We start from the raw sequence: 21,386 nt of genomic DNA, 5'->3' as shown, positions 1-21,386 counted from the left end.
TTTTGACCCACATTCAGAGCTTGTTTAGAAAAAAGTCTACTCAAGCTCTGAGTTTGAAATAAACCTGAGAAAATTATTTTCGCGATCATGAAAAAACTGCTTTTCGGAGCTATTGTAAGCCTGGGCTTCCTGATGGGTTGTAATACTACAGAATACAACTATCAATCCTTTACAAATTTTGATAAGGGAATGTGGTATTATGACTCTGCCGCAATTTTTGACTTCGAGGCTCCAAACACCCACGAGCCTTTTGATATCAATTACAACGTCCGCAATGCATTGGCATATCCCTATTACAACCTCTATATTCAATATGAACTAATGGATTCGGCCGGAAACGTATTAAAATCGGCTCTTGCACAAGATATACTCATGGACCCGACTTCCGGCAAGCCCTTCGGTACTTCTGCCGGAGAAATGTACAATCATGAGTTCAACTTGATCCCTAACTACAAATTTCCCTATCAGGGTTCGTTTCAATTGCGTCTGAAACAAAATATGCGCATGGATACTTTAACAGATATTTATGCGATCGGAGCTAGTATCAAACCCTCTGAAAACCCATAATTGCAGGTTTATACTTAGGCCTTATAAAAAAAGACCAGCGCACCTGTGAAACCCGGGGCGCTGGTCTTTTTTTATCAAAACTTGAATAGGAAAAGCAGCTTTTATGCATTTGCATTGACAACCAATCCCTCTAACTCGTCTTTTTCAATACGGAGGTTATCGATGATAAACTGTTGCCTTGCCGGGGTATTTTTCCCCATATAGTATTCCAAAATACTCTTGATGGAAGTATCCTTTTTCAGGATAATTGGCTCCAGCCGGATGTCATCTCCGATAAAGCCTTCGAACTCTCCCGGAGAAATTTCACCCAAGCCTTTAAAGCGAGTAATTTCCGGCTTTGGTCCGAGTTTCTTCATTGCCTTTTGTTTCTCTTCCTCATTGTAGCAATAGAGGGTTTGCTTTTTATTCCGGACCCTGAAAAGCGGAGTCTCCAGAATGTATAAATGACCTGCCCGGACAATTTCCGGAAAAAACTGTAAAAAGAAGGTCAACAATAACAAACGGATATGCATTCCGTCCACATCGGCATCCGTAGCAATCACTACTTTGTTGTAACGCAAACCTTCTATGCCGTCCTCAATATTCAGCGCATGCTGCAATAAGTTAAACTCCTCATTTTCATACACGACTTTTTTGGTCAATGAATAGCAGTTGAGTGGCTTACCTCTCAAACTGAATACCCCTTGCGTTTCCACATTGCGGGCTTTGGTAATACTTCCGCTGGCCGAGTCCCCTTCTGTGATAAAAAGTGTGGTCTGATACCTGCGTTCATCGCCTTTCTTATCATTGAGATGCAAACGGCAATCTCTCAATTTCTTATTGTGTAGGTTTGCTTTCCGGGCGCGTTCATTCGCCAGTTTTTTAATACCGGCCATATCTTTCCGCTCCCTCTCCGATTGTTGGATACGCTTTTGCAGCGCTTCTGCAACATCCTGGTTCTTATGTAAATAATCATCCAATACTTTGCGTAAAAACTCGCTGACAAAGCTGCGAATGGTCATCCCTTCCGGAGCGATATTGGTAGAACCTAATTTGGTTTTCGTTTGCGATTCGAACACCGGCTCTTGTACCCGGATGGCAATTGCCGCTGTGATGGAAGCCCGGATATCGGCCGCATCGTAATTTTTACCGTAAAAGTCCCTTACCGTTTTGACAAGTGCCTCTTTAAATGCCGCCAGGTGTGTTCCTCCTTGGGTAGTGTATTGTCCGTTGACAAAGGTATAATAGTTTTCACCATATTGATTCGAGTGGGTCATGGCGATTTCGATATCCTCTCCTTTCAAATGGACGATCGGATAGCGAAGGTTATCTTCGTCTGTTTTGCGGTCCAAGAGATCTTTCAGACCATTTTTACTCAAAAACTTATTCCCATTATAGTTGATGGTCAACCCGGAATTTAAAAATACATAATTCCAAATTTGGTCTTCCAAATACTCCGGAATAAATTTAAAGTTTTTAAAAATGGTATTGTCCGGTTCAAAAATGATCTTGGTGCCATTTTTCTCTTTTATATTTTTCAGGTCTTTCTCCTCTTTCAACTCTCCTTGGAAAAATTCGGCCACTTTGGATTTTCCATCCCGGATCGATTGCACTTTAAACATACTGGAAAGGGCATTGACAGCTTTGGTACCCACCCCGTTCAAACCCACCGACTTCTGGAATACATTGGAATCGTATTTTGCCCCGGTATTGATTTTGGAAACACAATCGACTACTTTCCCCAGAGGGATTCCCCGGCCGTAATCCCGGATTTCCACCCCACTTTCGGTAATCTTGACATCAATATTGTTTCCAAAACCCATCATATGTTCATCAATGCTATTGTCGATAACTTCCTTTACCAACACGTAAATTCCATCATCCGGAGATGAGCCGTCCCCCAACTTTCCAATATACATTCCCGGCCTGAGCCGGATATGCTCACGGGGATCGAGCGACCTGATACTATCTTCAGTATAGTTGTGCGTTGCCATGCGTTTTCAATCAGTTTTTTTGGTTCAGATATTTTGTTCAGCACTAAATCTGGTTGCAAACCAATGCTAGAGCTAGGGAAACCTTGTTACGTCTTTTTGCAAAGAGAAATAAAAAAATAAGAGATACTCATTGCTAAAAATCACTTATCTCAAAGGCTTTGCCGACCAAGACATATAAGAAATCTACAAATATATAAGACTCCCGGAGAAGAAAAGGAAAAATATATAGCAAATGAGCAGAAAAGAAGTTTTTATGAAAAAATTCTTGTCTCAAACGCATTGTCCAAAAAGAAACCCTATAAGCTCAGAAAACTCATAGGGTTGATGTCAATTAAAGCAGCGTATTGTCAAGGTCAATCCGGTCTTCGGATATCCCCTTTTAATTCTTGAATATATTCTTCCGCTTCAATGGGCTGAAAATTCAGTTTTTCGACTAACAAACTGCAAGCAGCTTGGTTGTTGCCTTCCACGGCCATTTGTAACAAACGGGCATTCAAATCTCCCATGGGGTTTTGGTAAGGAGGCGTGTCGTCTTGTCTGCGATTGGGGTTGAGCAACTTCAGGGCCTTCCGCCCTATATCACGGGTAATATCGGGGGCGTCCACCATAAAATCCACCACCCGCTTGGCATAAGAAATCCGGATGTCGTAAAAATATTTGATTAATTTTGCCGCTTCCAATTTCTTACCGGGGAGCAATTCCAAAAGACAATCTAACATATAGTTGTCCAGATAATCCTCTTTATCCGCTATCTTTTTGACCAGGTTATGGGCAGTGTTGATATCACAACCATTTTCGCACAAATAGTTAATTGCTTTGGCTTTATCTCCTGCCACTAAATATTCTTTGACCTTGATCATCAAGTTTTTATTGACCATCAACATGGTTAGTACAAACAGCCTAGTTTATAAAAAAACAATTTTGTATAAGAATGCCGCTAATAAGTACGATCAAATAATTAGGGAGATACTTGCTCAGCGGTGTATCACGATAGTCTTCCTTGGCACACAGCTTTTGGTATGCTTAGGCAAATCAGTCAATCTTGTGTTAGAAAATGTCAAGGATTATGGCGGGAAATGCCTTCTAATATAAGATATTTCATTACGATTTTCAATAAAATAAACACAAAATCTACAGTATTAAAAACCTGTTACCACTTATTAGGAATTCATTTATTAACACTATGGCCATTCCCTACATAACTAACTGATCAATAAATGATTAACAAGCACCAAAAGCAGTTCCACAACATTTTATATAGCTCATTTTCTCTCAAATTAGTTCCCTTAAAAGTCCTCTTCTCCCCCCGCTTTGGCATCTGCCACTTGTACCTTGTTGGTATATGAATTCAATCGTAAGCAGGAGAAAACTGACAGACAATTAAAACCTCGTTTCACTCAAAGTTGAAAGGGCAGGCTGGCAATACGGGTGATAATTTCTTTGGATTAGGCAGCGTATTTTTCCAAAATTGTAAAACAATGGCTACGTTGCATACAACCATTTTCCACACAGTGATGCCAGCCATTAATTTTACCCTAGCCCTGTACAAAAAATACCACGCACTTGCCGGTGGGTGGTATTAGTAAAGCAGTCTGGTTCATGGTATCCAACCATGACATTAGTCCGCTATTTTAAAAGTCATTACAGGTAAGGGTATATGATTCACCATTTTCTCTGCCACACTGCCCTGTAGCCAGCGCTCTATCCCGGTGCGGCCATGGGTTCCGATGGCCACCATGTCAATCTCATGCTCTTTGGCAAACTTGATAATGCCTTCTTTAATACTGGGATAGGTAAAAATATGAATCACTACATCATCTCCCAAGTTGTGGTTTTTACAAAAGCGCTCCATTTTCACATTGATATAGTATTCATAATCTTCATCTTTACTTACATTAATACTCAAAAGCTGTAGTTGCCCTCCCAGTTGTTCTTTTAACCAGGAAACCGCACTGATATCGGCATACCGGTCTTTGTCAAAATCGCTAACCAACAATATATTCCGGATTCCATGCTCGGGAAGCTCTTCTTTTAAAGTAATCACCGGTACTTTGGAGTGCCTTACGATTTTCTCTGCATGAGACCCCAGAAAGACTTCCTTCAAGCCTTTGGCTCCATGGGTTCCCATCACGATCAAGTCGATCTGGTGCTGGCTGACGTACTGTTTGATCATGTCGTCAAACTCACCGTATTGTACATCTTGTATCGCCTCAATCTGATGTTCGGTCACAAACTCCTCCAGGCTTTTTCTCCCCCGGTCTACCTCTACATCACTCACATAGTTTCCTGCTTCGTCCAATATCACAGACTCCGGCACTACATGAAGCAAATGTAACTCACACTGATCTTCTAATAAGCGGGTACAAAAATGACAAGCAGCTACTGACAAGTCAGAAAAATCGGTAGGAACAAGAATTTTTTTCATTTTGAATATCCATTTACATAAAGAAGGAAGTCGTTTTTCGAAGGTGTTTTACATATTAACAAGCTTTACTCTAAATTTCATCCTTTGGGGGGTCGAAAACGCTTATTTTAGGCACTTCACCCCAGTACTCCAATGGTCTGCCGGAGCGCAACACGGTTATTCTGAGCGCCCCAAAACCGAGAATTCCCCCCCACCGAAGAAGTACCTCCCGCAACGAATTTTAAACAGGCTCTTAGCAGGTAAAACCTACTCTAAGAACAATATTAGGAAAAATTTCTTGCTCTACATATTTCCTTTGGTTTACATTTTTGAGAATCCAACCCGGGCCGGAACCCGACACAGTCGATTTTTCCTTGTGCAAGCGCTTTATAATTAAAAAAGCCACCGGGCAATACCGGTAGCTTTTCCTTGTACAAAAGGAGCCTCTGAAAAGTTTATTTACTCAAAAACAACTTCTTCTGGAAGACTTCTTTTCCTTTGAAAATTTTGAGGATATACATTCCCGAAGATTGGTCTTGGTTGTTCCAGGTTACTTTATGTTTGCCTGCACCTAATTCTTGATCCAGTATGGTTTCTAGTTTTTTTCCTTCGGCATTATAGACTACCACAGCTACTTTTTCCTTTTGTAGTAAGCGAAACCGGATCGTAGCTTCGTCTTTTGTAGGGTTAGGAAATAGTACTAAGCTTTCACTGAACTCAAAGGGCTTGCTACTTTCGGTTGATTTCAACTCCTCTTTGGCAACATTGCTCTTTTCCGGTTCTTCGACAGCTACTTCGATGATTTCATTTTCATGCTTCTTTTTCAAAGTAACCAAAACCACCCCGTTTTTCCCTTTTTCTCCATATGCCTTTACAGCCGACTTTCCCTTCAGCACCTCTATGGATTGAATATCTTGAGGTTCAAGGGTTAATTCCATCACTTCTTCTCCGTCTACAATATAAAGCGGATGAACTTGAGCACCCGTTTCTGCCGGTGTAGGCAACCTTAGCGCTTCGACCTCTTCACGAGCTTCTATTTCATGTCCTTCCAGAGCTACCTCAATGACTCCGTTTTCATCGAGCACCTGAACCGCCTCTTCTGAAATCAATTTTTGTCCTTCCTCCGTTTTTATTTCCTCCGAATGAAGTACTTCGATGATCTTCTCCTGAGCATCTTTACTTTTAAGGGTAATTTCAACCACCCCGTTTTTCCCTTTCTTCCCATATGCCTTTAATGCCTTCTTCCCTTTTAATACATAAACCGATTGTATATCTTCCGGCACCACATCCAGTTTTTTCACCTCTTTTCCATTTACAATATAAAGCGGCTCGGGTTTAACGTTCCCGGTATCCGGCTCAAAATGTAATTCCACTACTTGTTGTTCCTCGTCTATTTCCACCTCTTTTATAAGCTCAACTCCTTTTCTAGTGGGTATACTAAAGTGGAGGGATTTTTCTTCTTCTTGAAGAGAGCTGGCTGAAGGAAAGGCTTCCTCCGTTCGTTTTTCAGATATTGGTACATACGCCTCTATCACTACCTTTTGCTGTTTTTGTTCAGTGAATAAAGTTTGTTCATTATTCACCGGCTTAAAGCCTGTAATGATTCCTCCCAGGCTTAACAAGACCAATATGGCCGCCATTATTTTCGCAGAGTTTTTCATAAGGTTTGTATTTTTTGTTTTTATAAAATGGTTATTTTGACAATAGATCATTCGTTTGATACGGTTCAATAATTGAGGCTTTGAACCAATCGCTGATAGTGTAAGTGCATGAGGCGTCAGTTGCCACTCTGCCAAGTGGGTCAATGCTTTGGCATACAGCATTGTCCCTCCCAATGCATTGACAGTCAAATCATCACAACAATTTTCTCTTTCTGTATGTACATTCGCTGAAAGCCACCATACCACAGGGTGATAAAACATGAAGATCTCTATGATAGATTGCAGTATATTCAATAGATAATCGTGGCGTTTGATATGGGCTAATTCATGAAGTAAAATACTTTCCAGTTCTTCCACAGTCAGAAAAGTAAAAAGACTTGTAGGAATGAGAATCACCGGCCGCAACCAACCCACCAAGGTCGGCACCTGAACGGTGGTAGATTGCAGAAGCCGGAAGGAATTGGATACCCCTATTTGCCGGGCAAGTGTTTCGGCTTTCTCTCTCCAAAATTTGCTAGCCGGAAGCGTATGGGTTGACTTGATTTTTTCAACATACAAAAGGTCGGCAACCAACCGGATACAAAACAAACATACTCCCGCCAACCAAAGAATTGCCAAATAAGATGTATAGGGATAAATCAATGTATATACCTTTTGCACGAACTCTCCTGCCCCATCCAATAAGTTTTCCTCCTTTGCCCCATTCAACAAGAGAAGATCCAATACTTCAGTGGCTTGTGAGGCTTCAGCGCCTTGTGTAGACACAGAAACCGTAGACAGTTGATAGTACAAACTCCCAAAAGTACCCGCAAAGCAGCTAAAAAGGAGTAAAAGGCTCAAAAACGAAACCCAATACCGGAGGTTCGAATATTTAATAGAAATTGCCTTTAGTACCAACCCGCATAAAAGCGCAAACAAGAGCCCTTGCCAAAGAGAATGAACTAACGCTATGCCTAAGGCTTTGGTCATCAATGTTAGTTCGGGCATAAGATTATTCATTGTCAGCGTTATCTATTTCGTCCAATAATTTTCTGATTTGCTCCAGTTCATCCTTAGAGGACTTTTTATTGCCCAAAGCTTGCATTACCAACTTCGAAGCGGAGCCTTTAAATACCTGGTTTACAAACCGGTCTAACAGACGTTGTTGCGTATCGGCTTCTGCCACAGCCGATGAATAAATATGAGAACGTCCCGCCTCTTCACGCTTTAGCAAACCTTTCTCCAGCATGATTTGCATAAATTTAAGCGTAGTCGTATATCCCGTCTTTTTCTTTTGACTTAACACTTCATTCACTTGCCTCACCGTACAGGGTTCTTTTTCCCAAAGAATCTGTAAAATCTCTAATTCCGCTTCTGTGGGTTTTGGTAAATCTGCCATAATAATTTTTATTTACGAATGATTTCGTAGGACAAGATAGGAGAAAGATCTTGAGAAGACAAATTTTATTACGAAATATTTCGTAGAAAGAGGATTTTAGCCTTGAAAAGAGATAAAACCCTGATACATTTACGCAAAAGGATATGGTGGAAAGGCCAAAAAGAAAGCCCTCATGAAGGCTGTAAACTTCATGAGGGCATAAAAAAATCTGTTTATTTTGAGAAAGGTTTATTCTCCGTAAACAGATTCTAATGATTCATTCTGATTCAAACAATAAATTGCCTCGGCAAAGTTTGAAGATAACGAAACGCAAGTCAGCTTACCTTCATACTGTTTCAAAAACTCTTCGGTTCTCGGAATGGTATCCGTAGTCACTACATGGATACCCAGTTCTGTCAACTTATCCAAGCCACCCTTGTTAAAAAGGCCATGAGTACAACCGAATTTGATACTTTTCACCCCTTTGTCAAATAGCTTCTCACACAAAGTACGAGCACTTCCTCCAGTATCCACCATATCGTCAATCACAAACACATGCTTGTTTTCTACTTCCCCAAGTACTTCCAGGCCTTCTACCTTATTGGCAATCACATTTGAGCGTGTTTTGTGCGCATGAGCCATTTTCGTTCCCAGCATTTTGGCATAATACTCGGCTTTAGGAGCTCCTCCGGAATCCGGGGCCATAACCACCAAATCCTTGAGAGTTTCCTCATCATACAACTGTTTGATAAACTCTAACAACACGTGAGAAGCTCTCAGATTGTCAATTTTCGTAATGGTAGCATCATAAAACCCTGTAATTTGGTCCGCATGAAGATCCGTAGTTAATACGTTGTCAGCTCCGGCTACTTGCACAAAATCGGCAAACAAACGAGAAGTAATCGTTTCCCGTCCTTTCGACTTATCCTGGCGTGCCCAAGGATGCTCGGGAAGGACTAATGTCACTTTGTAAGCTCCGGCAGATTTTAGCGCCCGTACGGCCTGCAACGCTTCGATCGCATTGTCTTGAATGGTTCGTTCGCTTGTTGGGTCAAAACATTGTTGAACTACATAAGTATCGGCACCCCGTACGGTGTCCCGAACCCGTACTTTACTTTCGCCATTTGCAAAGTCCAAAGTATCCATTTGGCATTTTTGAAAGCGCTGTGGCCTAACGGAACTGGAAACTTGTTCGTTCAAACTTCTTACAATGGCATCGGCAAACCTTTCACCTGATCGGCAGGCAAAAATCTTTAATTCTCCCCTGGTTTTATTAGTCATCTTCTATCAAATAGTTTTGGCAATGAAATTTGCGGGTCAAAGATAAGTATATCGGAAAGCCATTTCAAAATGGAATTCGTCAAACCAGGATAATCAGGTCTCGAAAACGGGATAAATAAAGAAGGAAATTTCTTAATAATTCTTATTTAGATCCTATAAATCCCGGAAAGTTCCGCTTGCATTATTTTTTCATTTTTTTTACGATGTTCTCGAAACTTTCCGGGGAAACGGAACTGCCCGGCTACCGTTCCACAATCCGGCTCCAGTCCACTTGCTCATACACCTGTTGAATTCCTTCGGCCAACCCGATGGAAGGATGCCAGCCAAAGCTTTTTAATTTCGACACGTCCATCAGCTTTCGGGGTGTTCCGTCCGGCTTGGAAGTATCAAACCGAAGCTCCCCGGTATAGCCAACTATTTTTTTGATCATCAATGCCAGTTCTTTGATCGGCAGGTCTTCTCCCGTTCCCACATTCACCAACTCCGGCTCGCTATAATGCTCCATCAAAAACAGGCTGGCAGCGGCCAAATCCTCCACATGCAAAAACTCCCGCTTGGGAGAGCCTGTCCCCCATATTTCCACAAAGGCTTTGCCCTCTACTTTGGCCGTATGGAACTTCCTCAGCAAAGCGGGGAGCACATGGGAATTTTGCAAGTCGTAATTGTCGTTAGGCCCGTACAGGTTGGTGGGCATGGCCGAAATAAAATCGCAACCGTATTGACTGCGATAGGCCTCACACATCTTGATCCCGGCAATTTTGGCGATGGCGTAGGGTTCGTTGGTCGGTTCTAACAAGCCGGTGAGTAAATATTCTTCTTTCAAGGGCTGAGGCGCCAGTTTGGGATAGATACAAGAAGAACCCAAAAACAACAATTTCTTCACTCCATTCAGATAACTCTGATGAATTACATTGTTCTGAATCATCAGGTTGTCATAAAGAAACTCTGCCCGGTAGGTGTTGTTGGCTTGAATGCCACCTACTTTGGCCGCAGCCAAAAACACATAATCCGGCTTTTCTTGAGCGAAAAAATCCGTGACGGCTTGTTGCTTGCGCAAGTCCAACTCTTTGGAGGTGCGCAATACCAAATTTTCATATCCCTCCTTTTGCAACTTCCGGGCAATAGCAGAGCCGACCATCCCCCGGTGGCCGGCAATATAGATCTTTGCGTTTTTTTCCATTACTCGTTGTAGTTCAAAATGGTATGTCCTCCTTGTTGTAGGTAGCGGTCTTTCTTAAAGAGCTCCACATCTGCGTTGATCATGTCCTTCACCAAGGCCGGCAAATCGTACTTGGGTTTCCAGCCGATTTTCTCCTTCAGTTTTGAACAATCCCCAATCAACAGTTCCACCTCGGTAGGCCGGAAATACCTGGGGTCTACCGCAACTACCTCCGTACCGGCTTTCAATTGGTATTCCGGGTGATTGCATTTGACTACCTTGGCCACTTCTTCGGTACCTTCACCGGAAAATTCCACTTCAATACCCAGCTCCTCAAAACTCATTTTTACAAAATCACGGATACGGGTGGTTACGCCTGTGGCTACCACATAGTCTTCGGCTTGTTCCTGCTGCATGATCAACCACATCGCCTCCACATAGTCTTTGGCATGGCCCCAATCCCGCTGGGCATCCAGGTTGCCCAGGTAGATTTTTTCTTGCAAGCCCAAGGCAATCCGGGCCACTCCCCGGGTGATCTTCCGGGTCACAAAGGTTTCGCCCCGTAAAGGAGATTCGTGATTAAACAAAATTCCATTGATGGCATACATATTATAGGCTTCCCGGTAGTTGACCGTAATCCAGTAACCGTACAGTTTGGCCACCGCATACGGAGAACGGGGGTAAAAAGGCGTTTTCTCCGATTGTGGCACCTCTTGTACCAAGCCGTAGAGTTCGGAGGTGGAAGCCTGATAGATTTTGGTTTTTTCTGTCAATCCCAGTATCCGGACGGCCTCCAGGATTCGCAGGGTCCCCAAGCCATCCACATTGGCGGTATATTCCGGACTGTCAAAACTCACCTGTACATGGGACATGGCCCCCAGGTTATAGATTTCATCCGGTTGTACTTCTTGTACAATACGGATGATATTGGTCGAATCCGTCAGGTCTCCATAGTGCAAGGTAAACCGAACGTTTTCCTCGTGTGGGTCCTGATAGAGATGATCGATCCTATTGGTATTGAATAAGGAACTTCTTCGTTTGATACCGTGTACTTCATAGCCCTTTTCCAAGAGTAATTCGGCTAGATAAGCCCCGTCCTGTCCTGTGATGCCAGTGATAAGCGCTTTTTTCATAATAATTAGTTATGAGAATCTGGGTAAACACCAATTTATGTTACAATATTACCCAAGACTTCGGTTACAAGCTACTAATAAATGTAAAATATTGATTTTGCCAAAAATTAATGGTCAAACTAAAGGTTTGCCCCTATAAAAGTAGTGGAAGCATTTGAAGTGCTTCCACTAAAATTCCTTGTCTCTTCTGAATGTTTTGTTTTTTCTCAAAAAGCATTTTCTTCTCCTCTGACCAAATTTTTAACCGTTTGAAATATTATTTTCATATCCAGTAACAAGCTCCAGTTTTCCATATACATTACATCGTAATCCACCCGTTTTTCCAATAAAGCCTGCTCTTTAATTGCTCCCCGGCACCCATTCACTTGCGCATACCCTGTGATACCCGGTGTGATAAAATGCCGGAACTTATATTTTTGCCGCATCAATTTGGTATAATCTTCCAACTCCATCATATACGGACAGTGAGGACGGGGACCGACTACAGACATGTCGCCTAATAAGACATTAAAAAACTGAGGTAATTCGTCCAGACTGGTTTTTCTCAAGAGCATCCCTACCCTAGTCACCCGCTGGTCATGCCGATTCGTTTGTTGCTCTGAGGAAGCTCCCACATACATGGTCCGGAATTTAAAACATTCAAACATCCGGTTCTTCTTTCCCATGCGTAGTTGTTTGAACAGTATCGGGCCTTTGGATTCCAAATAAATCATCAGCGCAATCAACGGAAATAGAAAGGGGAAAATAAAGAGGATGACAAACAAGGAAAAACATACGTCAAATCCCCGTTTGACGATCTGATTAAAGGTTCGTCCCAAGGGTTCATCCCGCATGGTCATGATCGGAATGGAATCGTGAAAATAGATATTAATCTGTTTGTCCGATAAATTACTAAAGTCAGGTGCTAAGCGGAAGTAAATAAAGTTATCATCGGAAAAGCGGGACAAGTCTGCAATCAGTTCTTTATCTTCCAAGGTTTTCGCATAGTAAATCTCGTCCACGTTATAGGTCAGGCAAAACTTCTTCAACTCCCTCAAACTTCCTTTGTAAAGTTTATGAGAAAGCATTTGATAATTGGGTTGATCGTCAAAAAAACCCAAAAACTGATAGCCCACACTACGATGAGAATTGAAAAAGTGATGGAGTTCATTTGCGGAAGAGCCGGTGCCCACCACCACTACTTTCTTCACATTTATACTCAACTTTTTATAATGCTCCACGGCTATGGTAAATCCATAACGGAACAGCAAAATCAATAAAGCGGAAAAGCCATAGGCATGTAAGAGAAACTTCAAGGGGAAGTAATTGATTTTCAAACTCAGAATAAAGGCCGTGATAATAGCCGCATGGATTAAAAAGGTCAGCGCCAGCCGCCCCATTACCTTGGGGAATGATGCCACGCTTTCCACCCGGTAATTCTTCAAAAACAAAAGGGCCACCAACCAAGCCAGATTGGAGATCACAAACAGTGAAATAAAGATATCACTATAATTGGTATCCGGCCCCAACCTCAGGTAATACCCCAAACGGAATGAAAAATCGATAATACAGACATCAATCAGCATCAGAATTGCTGAAAAAATGGTATAGGAGCGTATCCTTTTGAACATACAGGGAATACATTATTGCGAAATGATTGATAGTCAGAAATGCTCGTGTGTAAGATCCGTTATATTGCCGTTTAACCACTACCAAAGCTAAGGAATCCTCTAAGGATATGCAATGTAATCGGTTAACACAAGGTCAATTTTTTCTAAATAAATTTAAACAAAGAGCTCTGAACTGTGTCCGCATTGTTATTTCCCTGTTCACAGGTAACAAGCCCGCTGCATTTACCTATTAAAGGCTTGACAAAAAAGCCCAAGAACATAAATTTCTTGGGCTTTTCGAAAAAACAAGTAAAATCCGATGTATCTATTGTGGCAAATCATTGCCCGGGTAGTTGTTCGGGTTAACCAACGGTACATTGGCGCTAAATTTAGCATTAATCGCTCCGATAAATTGATTGGCTACAAAAGCATGCCCACGACCGTTGGGATGTACACCGTCTGCGGAAAAAGCGCCAAATGGAGGAGCAAAAGTGGCCTCTACTCCTATCCCACCAAGGGTACTGGGCGTTGCTTCGTTGGCAAACTTTCCAAAAATATCGTTGATATCCACCAAGGCCAACTGATCGCTGTTAGCCGTTGCCACATCCGCAATGATGGTATTATAGGCATCGATCCGGGCCGCTACCGCTTCTTTTTCTGTCTCATCCAAAATAAAAGAACTGGGTACCGGATACGGCCGTACTTGATCGATGACTTTCATCAATTCAACCAGGTCAATGGTCCCTTCCGCAGTCAGTGGCAAGTTTTGCACTAAGCCCCATCCTTCACGGGCCCCAACTACATTTCCTTCACAATCCAGGATTGGCCCTAAACCTAACTTGGTGGGAATCGTTGCTAAACTCATAGGGGTGATGTCTTTGCTAGGATCTAATTGACGAATCACCCGCTCTCCGTTCGCATTAAAAGTTTCGATGGCCAAAAAGTTATTGGCGTTCGGTTGGAACAAACGCTGAGGGCCATCAGGTACTTGATCCCCATTGTAATCTTCCATTCCGGTAAAACCGTATTGAAAATACCAAAAGTTCAAAACATCGGCATAGGTCATTCCGGCAAACGGAGGGCCTGCAGCATCCGGAACCACTGTTCCCAAATCCAAGGGCACGGCAAATTGATTGGGGTTGACAAAGCGGAAGTAAGGAATATCGGTCACTTCCGGAATATTGGCAACTACGCCTTTGCCACCGCCACTCAACATCCCGGAAACCACCCCGGAATACAAGGCTTGAAAAGCGGATGTCGGGGTCATATCATTGGCGCCAAAACCATCTCCGGATTGCTTGAGTGTATTATAATAATCGGCACTCTTCACCGGGTTTTCAATAGGTTTTCCTTCACCATCTACCCCGATGTATTGAGGAGGAGTAGGCGATTCATTCATTTCAGAAGTTACACAGCCTCCACCGGTTGCATAATTCAAGGCATCGGCATTTCCCAACCAAATAGAGAAAAACGTAGGTTGGGCAGCCACAGCCAACTCTACAGGGTTGGTAGCAGCTGCCGAAGGCAAATCAGCAAACCAACGGGTATAAAAGGGGTTTTGCAACAGTGCTACGGCTCCATCCCCGGTTGACCAGGCGAGTTTCATGCCTGGCACTCCGTAATTGTTCATATCACTGATGTTTCCTGAAAAAGGAGTGATCGGATCCGGAGTAGTAAAAGAAAGCCCGGGGCCCGCCTGAGGACAGGTAGGGTCAACGGCAAAAATAATCCTTCCCAAACCGTTCAGGATATTGGTCCCGTTTTCCGCATTGATATCCGGAAGAACAAATTCTCCTCCTTCTACTTGTTTGAATTGCTGCCCCAAAATTGCCGCAAAGGAATTTTGTTGGGCACGTGTATACAAAGCTCCGTCCATCATTCCGGCCGTCAGGGAATTACCCAAAGCCACATATTTGGTAAAATCAGCGTTCCCGGTTGAAGGTTGAGTCGTAGGATCCGGAGCCGGAAAATCATAGGAACAAGCCGAAAGCAGGGCTGTCAGCACAATGGAAAGATACCAGCTATTTATATTTTTTTTCATTTTCTATCAGATTTATAGCGGTTGTGAATGTTTTCAATGACCTTTTTACGAAATGCTGTTATTTCATCAACTCATCAAAAGTGATCGATAAATAATAAATGGCACCGATGGTAGGCCCGCCATAATTTTGAATATAGCGTTCGTTGAAGATGTTCGAGCCGCCCAATTTCAAAATGGATTTCAATTCTTTCATCCGGTAACTCACCTGCATGTCTATGGTAGAATAAGCCGGTATATTTCCTTTGGAGAAAGAAGACTCCCAACGGAAAGCATCTTGCCAACGCCAGTGAATATCAAACCCTATCCGGTCTGTCAACTTACGATTACCAAAACCTAAATTAACTTTATGCTCCGGAGTATTAAACTCATTCAGGTACTCATCTCCCAAGCCTTCAATCAATTCGTTCCAGTTGTAATTTCCATTGAGGTAAAACCCTTTCGGCAAGCTGTATTGCACCCCAAGCGCAGCCCCTTGCCCTTTTAATTCTTCATTCAGGTTGGTATAAATCTGGTAGGTATTGGCCGCACTTCCCACTAACAAAGCTTGTGCATTGATAGGGTTGACAGAGATATCTCCGGCCGCCTTACGCAATTGCGCCTGCACAATGAAATCGTTGTAAATATTGTAATAGTAGTTTACATCAATCATCATTTTTGTACCGAACAAGCCTTTATACCCCACTTCAAAAGATTTGATCTGTTCCGGTTTTACAGGGTCAAACCCTCCTTCTTGTACGGGCTGTAACAAAGCCAAATTAGCCGGGTCTACCACCGCCGAAGTAGTACCGTCAGCCACCACTTTGGCTACATAACGATTTACTGAAGCCAAGGTATAGGCATTTTCATAGGCATTGTACCTTTCGGCATAAGGAGGCAGCCCCCCTAAAATCCGTAAAGTCCCTACATCCAGATCGATATGTTGTCCTTGGGTGGAGGGATTGCGGAAACCGGTTTGGAAGGAGCCGCGGATAAAACTGTTTTTCCCTACGTTCAATACCGCAGAAGCCCTGGGACTCCACTGTCCGTCAAAGTTTTCATTCTTATCGTAACGTACGGAAGCTAAAAGTTTTAATTTATCATTCAGGATTTTTTTACCGGCTTGCACAAAAGCACCGTATTCCTGGATGGTAATATCGCTGTCAGCATCGCCAAAGATGGTTCCGTTCGAATTCAAATCAAACAAGCGATAGGCAGCTCCCACTTGCAAGTCCACAAATTTGATTTCATTCTGGAAGTTATATTGACCTTCATAATGATAGAACAGAGTCTTATCGTCAAATTTCCCTCCGTTGGGAATAAAGGAGTTCTGGTATTTGCTTTTGGCTTGTTCAAAGCCAGCCGTACCCGGCATCAAACGCCCCTGATCGGCAAAGCCCCGGGCCCCCAAGTGTAAATTTCCTCTGGCACTGGCCGGCAAAGCATTCGCTGTCCCAGGCTCAATTCCTCCGGTCACCAGACCGGTCAGGTAAGCCGTTGCATATTCGGCAAACCACTGGCCATTGGCTTTCCAATCATTATTGATAGCAGCCCCCACCGCATCGACAATATACGAATCTCCTGAATTTTCAATCGTGGCATACCCTTTCAAAAAGAAGTTAGAGCCGGTCAATTCCAGTTTGTGTTGTTGAATGGTAAAGTTGGACAATGCGTAACGGTTGGCCCCTGTGTAAATAGTCGTACCGGAGCCAAAATTCAGCGTATAGGAAGCTTCCAGATTATCTGTAATCCGGTAATGCAATGCGGTGTTTACTTTTAAGTTTTCTGCTCCGTAATCCGCCAAGTCTTTTTCTGCATAGGGCGTCCGGGCCACAATTTGATTAGGCAAGTCGCCAGCTTCCAAACGTTCTTCCAAAGCAGGGCGAATTTGACCAAAGCTCGGATCTTGTGCTTCTACCTGATCCCAGAAGCCGGGCAATTGAAATCCTACCAAAGGCATGGAAATAGCGGCTACATCACCATAGGCATGTACTTGATCCATCCCGGGATTAAAGGACAAGTCTCCTTGACGTTCAGGATTCTGATCGGCCATTTCGGTACCGTACCAGTCTTCTGCCCGACTATAGGATACGCCGATTTTAAAGGCAAATTTATTGTTAAAGGCTTTGGCATAGCGGAAAGCGCCTTCCAACATCGGTTGGGCACCGTCCGGCTCTCCTTCCCCAGTGTTCGGGCTGATATGGTTGACTCCTACCTTCGCAAAGGCACTTAGCCCCTGATATTCAAAGGGGCTTTTGGTGTTGATCAATAAAATTCCATTAAACGCATTGGCTCCATACAAGGCCGAAGCCGCTCCCGGAATCAACTCCACGCTTTCTACATCCAAATCGGACGGGCCGTTCAGACTTCCTACAGGGAAGTTCAGTGCCGGAGCTTGTGAGTCCATACCGTCAATCATTTGAACGAAGCGGGTATTTCCGGTGGAATTAAACCCCCGGGCATTTACGATTTGGAAATTAATACTACTGGAGGTCATATCCACCCCTTTCATATTTCCAATATGTTTATAATAAGTATCCGCAGAGGTATTTTGTACATCCAGCACATCCATTTTTTCAATAGACACCGGAGACTCCAAGATGCTTTCTGCCACCCTGGAAGCAGAAACCACCACTTCCTGTCCTAATACATTGGTCTTGGAACCCAGACTCAAGTTGATTTCCTGGTTTTCCTGAGTAACCTCCACTTCTTTGGTTTCATAACCTATGGCTGAAAACAACAGTGTAAAGGGCAGGTCTGTATTGGAAGTTCTTAATATAAAACTACCGTTGATATTGGTAGTCGTACCCGTAACGGCTCCTTTGATAATGATATTCACCCCGACTAAAGGTTCTTCGGTATCCGCATCCAACACAGAACCTTTTACCATTACATTCTGTCCGAAGGCAACAGACCCGTAAGTAAGACCCAACAGCAGCCCCAGTAGTCGTATAAAGAGCCATAAAGATCTTTGTTTGTACCCATTTTCCATATTTACTAGTATTTAAATTAAGTGCTAATTAGTTTATATTGATTAGTGGCTATTATGTGAAGCATTTTGGGAAAAATAAGCTTCGTTTTTTCTTTAAAAAAAGTGTTATGCAATCCGGTATATTTTCATAGTTGATTAGGTGAAAAATTGAATCTGTGATGATTTATGTATTCGATAGATTCATTCATCTATTTGCATTTCAGGGATTTCACCCTCCACAAACAAGCGCCCTTCCGTAGCCTCTTGAATTTCCTCTACGGATACTCCGGGAGCTCTTTCCAATAGTTTAAAACCACCTTCATCCATTACTTCCAGCATGGCCATATCCGTAACGATGTGTTTGACACAGGCTAATCCGGTGATTGGCAATGTACATTCACGCAGGAGCTTGGACTTTCCCGATTTGCTTTTATGCTGCATAGCGACAATGATGTTCTTGGCAGAAGAGACCAAATCCATGGCTCCTCCCATGCCTTTCACCATTTTTCCCGGAATTTTCCAGTTGGCAATATCTCCTTTTTCCGACACTTCCATGGCTCCCAGAATGGTAAGGTCTATATGCCCGCCCCGAATCATCGCAAAGCTCTCTGCTGAGCTGAAGAGACTGGAGCCCTCCCGCATCGTAATCGTTTGTTTACCGGCATTTATCAGGTCTGCATCTACGGCTGCTTCTTCCGGAAAGGGGCCAATCCCCAACAAGCCGTTCTCCGACTGTAGTACCATTTCCACTCCCTCCGGTATATAATTGGCCACCAGGGTAGGAATTCCAATGCCCAAGTTAACATAATAGCCGCTTTTGATCTCTTTGGCTATTCTCTTAGCAATTCCATGTTTATCAAGCATATGTTTATTGATTGAGTATAAAGTAATAGAACTATTCCTCCAAGGCAGAAGCCATTGGAGAATACCCCAAGTTAAAGATTTAAGATGGTGCTTTTATTAGTTAAAAAATCCAGGAGATGAAGAAAAGTGTATTTGAGCTAATAATCCACAATGATGTGATGAAATAACAATTTTTTTTTAAATATTCCAATTTCTTACTTGGGTTATTTACCGGTTAGCTTGTAAAACTTGCCGCAAGCCCCCTTGCATAATCAGGTACTGCGCCAATATATACGTACTCATTATCAATATATTAGCCCCTTCAAAGGGCAATAAAAATTTATTAATGGCTATCACCGAATCAGATAAAATAAATAAAACCCCTCCACACATTACGAACCAGAAACTTGAAGCCGGTACACAACCTCTGCGATTCAAGGCTGCCAGCCCCATAACTACTAGCGAGGCCGCATAGATGAACACCGCTATTTTTAAAGTAGAATCCAAGTTTTCAAACAGCAATGCATACAACAATCCACCATACATAATAATGAGCAGTACCCACCAGGGCTGCCTTTTGATAAAGCCTGCCTTAGCATGCCCCCTCACGGAAAAGGTAAATGCAACTACATAACTGATTTGTGCAATCAGAAAGCTGCCCAGTCCCAAAAGAAAAAACAATTCGTTTTTTTGCTGAAACAACAGTGCTACATCCCCACCCCAAGAAAAGACAAAGGCAAAGAATAAAGGTTGCTTGATCACATGCCGGATCCCTTTGGACTGCCAGGCAAAATACACCAGCACCCAAATCATGATCAAAGGTTTGAACCAGTATTCGTAAGACTGCCAGGGAGTAAACAAACTCCACAGATCCCCGGCAACAATCAGTAGAAAAAGAAGATAAGAAATGTGTTTCAATTGGCTTTTTTTCATTTTCATAGATAAGTTATGCTTTTACTCTACTATGGCTTTTATTTTGAGAAATCCTTGTGTAGCCAAAAAAGTAATCGCTTGTGTTGAGTATAGACAAAAAAAATACTTTTAAGTCACAATGACTTAAAAGTATTTAAAATTCTTAATGCTGTAGCTCTTACAACAACTTTCAACGTGTAACAGGTGTATTGTCAGTTGAAAAAATACTCAGCATTTACCTATGACAATGAAATTTAAATTATTTGGTTTAATCTATTATTTGTAACAGTAAGTATTCAATTAATTTTGATTGAAATGCACGCTTCTCATAGCTTCTTCCTTAAGATTAGTACTCTCCTCCGGCATTCCAAAATAAAGTTCATTGGGTAATGTCACTTGCAAGCCAAAAGGCCGGATTTGCCCCGAACCGATTAAGCTGGCCGGTGAAGCTCCCATTCGTTGAATTTTTACGAAGAGAAGCGATTGGTTTGGTTTGGAAACTTTTTTACCCATTTGACTATTATTGGTTTTCATAAAAATTTCATGCTGTAAAATTCAGGGAAATTTTCAAAACAGAATAACCACACTCTCACAAAAAGGCATCAATGTAAGAAAACTTTTATTTCAAACATAAAATTTATTACCTCACAACAAAATAAAACCAAAACACAGAAGTATAACCAAAATAGGTAATTTTACAAAGCCGCTTAAAAACCAAAGATCCACAATAAATTACACGGTTTTTCACCGCAGCACCGCTTTTCAAACCATATTCAACAACTTAAAAAATCATAAGATAATTATTATATCAAATTGTATTATCCCAATTAAAATAACAATATTTTGATGTAATAAGAAAGCTCAACATTGCACATAATCACCAAATAATGCAATTATCCTGTATAAATCCTATGCATTTTACTACCAATCCAAAGGGAATTCCCGTATCAAGCGCATAAAAAAATCACTAAAAAACGGGTAAAACCAGTATCCCATTCCTTTACCCCCTCATTTTCTCTTTAAGGAATTAGTGAAGGAACCTTCCAATACTTATATGCATATACGCAAAGTTAATGACTGATGAATTCATCTATTATCAATAAGAAGTCCTCTCCTATGGATTCATCTTATCTCTGGATTCTCATCATTCTACAGAGAGGAGGACTTGCGCATTGCCCCTAATCTTTTTACCATGAGATGATATTGCTCTGCTCATGAAATTTATCTTTCGAAAAAAAGAAAAAACTTCACAACAACAACCCATTGAAAATCTTACACTTACCAAATAGCAAAGAATAATCTTTCAAAAAAAAATTCATTTTTATTCAAAAAAGTTTGGTGATTCAAAGCCGCTTATTACCTTTGCACCCGCAAGTCAGTACGACTAGCTCCTGAGAATCCCCCAGGACTGGAAAGTAGCAAGGGTAATCGGTCGTAGCAGTGCGATACTGGCTTGTTTTTTTTACCAAGCCACTTATAAACCTTCCCACAATTACTCAACTCTTTAAAATAATCTGAA

General features: G+C 42.2%; 15 protein-coding genes and 1 other RNA gene. 2 read left to right on the top strand and 14 right to left on the bottom strand.

The window, feature by feature from the left end; translation table 11 throughout:
- Positions 1-87: 87 nt before the first annotated feature.
- Positions 88-567, top strand: coding sequence for a gliding motility lipoprotein GldH (locus AAG747_RS09500; protein ID WP_346820927.1), 480 nt, complete (start codon positions 88-90; stop codon positions 565-567).
- 101 nt (positions 568-668) lie between these two features.
- Here the strand turns inward: AAG747_RS09500 and AAG747_RS09495 are convergent, their stop codons facing one another.
- From AAG747_RS09495 to AAG747_RS09430, 14 genes are all read right to left on the bottom strand, one after another.
- Positions 669-2,540, bottom strand: a complete 1,872-nt coding sequence (locus tag AAG747_RS09495) for a DNA topoisomerase IV subunit B (protein ID WP_346820926.1) — start codon at positions 2,538-2,540, stop codon at positions 669-671.
- A 353-nt stretch (positions 2,541-2,893) separates the two neighbouring features.
- Positions 2,894-3,424, bottom strand: a complete 531-nt coding sequence (locus AAG747_RS09490; protein WP_346820925.1) for a hypothetical protein — start codon at positions 3,422-3,424, stop codon at positions 2,894-2,896.
- Between the two features lie 734 nt (positions 3,425-4,158).
- The gene (locus AAG747_RS09485) at positions 4,159-4,965 is read right to left on the bottom strand and encodes a universal stress protein (protein ID WP_346820924.1); all 807 of its coding nucleotides are present in this window, start codon (positions 4,963-4,965) and stop codon (positions 4,159-4,161) included.
- Between the two features lie 434 nt (positions 4,966-5,399).
- Positions 5,400-7,592 carry a M56 family metallopeptidase gene (locus AAG747_RS09480; protein ID WP_346820923.1) on the bottom strand — a complete coding sequence of 731 codons (2,193 nt, stop codon included), beginning with the start codon at positions 7,590-7,592 and terminating at the stop codon, positions 5,400-5,402.
- A 4-nt stretch (positions 7,593-7,596) separates the two neighbouring features.
- Complete coding sequence (locus AAG747_RS09475) at positions 7,597-7,983, bottom strand: BlaI/MecI/CopY family transcriptional regulator (protein ID WP_346820922.1); 387 nt, start codon at positions 7,981-7,983, stop codon at positions 7,597-7,599.
- A gap of 228 nt (positions 7,984-8,211) precedes the next feature.
- Positions 8,212-9,243, bottom strand: coding sequence for a ribose-phosphate diphosphokinase (locus AAG747_RS09470; protein ID WP_346820921.1), 1,032 nt, complete (start codon positions 9,241-9,243; stop codon positions 8,212-8,214).
- 241 nt (positions 9,244-9,484) lie between these two features.
- Positions 9,485-10,423 (bottom strand): GDP-L-fucose synthase, encoded by a 939-nt coding sequence (fcl, locus tag AAG747_RS09465; RefSeq protein WP_346820920.1) that lies wholly within the window; start codon positions 10,421-10,423, stop codon positions 9,485-9,487.
- Positions 10,423-11,535 carry a GDP-mannose 4,6-dehydratase gene (gmd, locus tag AAG747_RS09460; RefSeq protein WP_346820919.1) on the bottom strand — a complete coding sequence of 371 codons (1,113 nt, stop codon included), beginning with the start codon at positions 11,533-11,535 and terminating at the stop codon, positions 10,423-10,425. Before gmd ends, fcl begins: the two co-directional genes overlap by 1 nt.
- Positions 11,536-11,741: 206 nt before the next feature.
- Complete coding sequence (locus tag AAG747_RS09455; protein WP_346820918.1) at positions 11,742-13,145, bottom strand: exopolysaccharide biosynthesis polyprenyl glycosylphosphotransferase; 1,404 nt, start codon at positions 13,143-13,145, stop codon at positions 11,742-11,744.
- A gap of 304 nt (positions 13,146-13,449) precedes the next feature.
- Positions 13,450-15,165, bottom strand: a complete 1,716-nt coding sequence (locus AAG747_RS09450) for an SGNH/GDSL hydrolase family protein (RefSeq protein ID WP_346820917.1) — start codon at positions 15,163-15,165, stop codon at positions 13,450-13,452.
- A 58-nt stretch (positions 15,166-15,223) separates the two neighbouring features.
- Entirely contained in the window at positions 15,224-18,133 is a 2,910-nt protein-coding gene (locus AAG747_RS09445) for a TonB-dependent receptor (protein ID WP_346820916.1), read from the bottom strand.
- 180 nt (positions 18,134-18,313) lie between these two features.
- Positions 18,314-18,976 carry a 3-oxoacid CoA-transferase subunit B gene (locus tag AAG747_RS09440; protein ID WP_346820915.1) on the bottom strand — a complete coding sequence of 221 codons (663 nt, stop codon included), beginning with the start codon at positions 18,974-18,976 and terminating at the stop codon, positions 18,314-18,316.
- 207 nt (positions 18,977-19,183) lie between these two features.
- A complete protein-coding gene (locus AAG747_RS09435; RefSeq protein ID WP_346820914.1) occupies positions 19,184-19,894 on the bottom strand; it encodes a lysoplasmalogenase in 711 nt (236 codons plus the stop codon).
- A gap of 273 nt (positions 19,895-20,167) precedes the next feature.
- The gene (locus AAG747_RS09430; RefSeq protein WP_346820913.1) at positions 20,168-20,401 is read right to left on the bottom strand and encodes a hypothetical protein; all 234 of its coding nucleotides are present in this window, start codon (positions 20,399-20,401) and stop codon (positions 20,168-20,170) included.
- Positions 20,402-21,235: 834 nt separating this feature from the next.
- On the opposite strand from AAG747_RS09430, the gene ffs reads away from it, so the two are divergent.
- An RNA gene (ffs, locus tag AAG747_RS09425) (signal recognition particle sRNA small type) lies at positions 21,236-21,329 on the top strand.
- The last annotated feature ends 57 nt before the right edge of the window (positions 21,330-21,386 follow it).

The sequence above is a fragment of the Rapidithrix thailandica genome, from assembly GCF_039710355.1.
Taxonomy (GTDB): Bacteria; Bacteroidota; Bacteroidia; order Cytophagales; family Flammeovirgaceae; genus Rapidithrix; species Rapidithrix thailandica.
This window is presented reverse-complemented; position numbering and strand designations above follow the sequence as displayed.

What these genes read in the sequence shown, in the direction of transcription:
- AAG747_RS09500 (WP_346820927.1), top strand. Translation starts at nt 88, where the DNA reads ATGAAAAAACTGCTTTTCGGAGCTATTGTAAGCCTGGGCTTCCTGATG.
- AAG747_RS09450 (WP_346820917.1), bottom strand. Translation starts at nt 15,165, where the DNA reads ATGAAAAAAAATATAAATAGCTGGTATCTTTCCATTGTGCTGACAGCC.
- fcl (WP_346820920.1), bottom strand. Translation starts at nt 10,423, where the DNA reads ATGGAAAAAAACGCAAAGATCTATATTGCCGGCCACCGGGGGATGGTC.
- AAG747_RS09440 (WP_346820915.1), bottom strand. Translation starts at nt 18,976, where the DNA reads ATGCTTGATAAACATGGAATTGCTAAGAGAATAGCCAAAGAGATCAAA.
- AAG747_RS09480 (WP_346820923.1), bottom strand. Translation starts at nt 7,592, where the DNA reads ATGCCCGAACTAACATTGATGACCAAAGCCTTAGGCATAGCGTTAGTT.
- AAG747_RS09455 (WP_346820918.1), bottom strand. Translation starts at nt 13,145, where the DNA reads ATGTTCAAAAGGATACGCTCCTATACCATTTTTTCAGCAATTCTGATG.
- AAG747_RS09470 (WP_346820921.1), bottom strand. Translation starts at nt 9,243, where the DNA reads ATGACTAATAAAACCAGGGGAGAATTAAAGATTTTTGCCTGCCGATCA.
- AAG747_RS09490 (WP_346820925.1), bottom strand. Translation starts at nt 3,424, where the DNA reads ATGTTGATGGTCAATAAAAACTTGATGATCAAGGTCAAAGAATATTTA.
- AAG747_RS09435 (WP_346820914.1), bottom strand. Translation starts at nt 19,894, where the DNA reads ATGAAAATGAAAAAAAGCCAATTGAAACACATTTCTTATCTTCTTTTT.
- AAG747_RS09475 (WP_346820922.1), bottom strand. Translation starts at nt 7,983, where the DNA reads ATGGCAGATTTACCAAAACCCACAGAAGCGGAATTAGAGATTTTACAG.
- AAG747_RS09430 (WP_346820913.1), bottom strand. Translation starts at nt 20,401, where the DNA reads ATGAAAACCAATAATAGTCAAATGGGTAAAAAAGTTTCCAAACCAAAC.
- AAG747_RS09485 (WP_346820924.1), bottom strand. Translation starts at nt 4,965, where the DNA reads ATGAAAAAAATTCTTGTTCCTACCGATTTTTCTGACTTGTCAGTAGCT.
- gmd (WP_346820919.1), bottom strand. Translation starts at nt 11,535, where the DNA reads ATGAAAAAAGCGCTTATCACTGGCATCACAGGACAGGACGGGGCTTAT.
- AAG747_RS09445 (WP_346820916.1), bottom strand. Translation starts at nt 18,133, where the DNA reads ATGGAAAATGGGTACAAACAAAGATCTTTATGGCTCTTTATACGACTA.
- AAG747_RS09495 (WP_346820926.1), bottom strand. Translation starts at nt 2,540, where the DNA reads ATGGCAACGCACAACTATACTGAAGATAGTATCAGGTCGCTCGATCCC.